The sequence below is a fragment of the Colwellia sp. BRX8-7 genome (assembly GCF_014077275.1).
Classification (GTDB): Bacteria; Pseudomonadota; Gammaproteobacteria; order Enterobacterales; family Alteromonadaceae; genus Colwellia_A.
In genome coordinates this window covers 1-727 of the sequence record NZ_JACGVP010000078.1, presented here as the reverse complement: position 1 = coordinate 727, position 727 = coordinate 1, and the positions used below count along the sequence as shown (strand labels likewise).

Annotated in this window: 1 protein-coding gene; it reads right to left on the bottom strand. The window is 42.5% G+C overall.

Annotation, left to right across the window (positions count from 1 at the left end; all coding sequences use genetic code 11):
* On the bottom strand, window positions 1-727 hold a 727-nt coding region (locus H4J57_RS19520; RefSeq protein ID WP_182243995.1), incomplete at both ends, for a tandem-95 repeat protein.

Genomic DNA, 727 nt, shown 5'->3' with positions numbered 1-727 from the left:
GTTCTCATTATCATCGCTCAGATCAGAAACTGGTGTTACTGAAATTGTTAAGGTAGAACTTTCGGTATCACCGGCACCATCAGTAACGGTGTAGCTGATCACTGGCACAGCACCATTAAAGTTGTCATTTGGTGTGAAGGTATAGCTACCGTCTGCATTTAAGGTGAGATCACCTTCAGTGAGAGTAACGGTATCACCTGCATTATAGGTATTCCCACCAACCGTAAAGCTTGTAACAGTTAGTGGACCATCTGCTGTTTCTGCATTATCAAGGACATTGCCTGTGGCTGTTGTATCTTCAGCTATCGTAACCGTTTCACTATCATCACTTAAATCTGAAACTGGTGTCACTGAAATTGTTAAGGTAGAGCTCTGTGTATCACCAGCACCATCAGTAACTGTATAAGTAATAACAGGCACAGCACCATTGAAATTGTCGTTCGGTGTAAAGGTATAGCTACCATCGGTATTTAAAGTGAGTTCACCTTCCGCAAGAGTAACCGTGTCACCTGCATTGTACGTATTCCCACCAACAGTAAAGCTGGTGACGGTCATTGGACCGTCTGCTGTTTCAGCATTATCTAACACATTGCCCGTGGCAATTGTATCTTCAGCTATCGTAACCGTTTCACTATCATCACTTAAATCTGACACTGGAGTTACTGAAATTGTTAGGGTAGAACTCTGTGTATCACCAGCACCATCGGTAACTGTATATGTAATAACA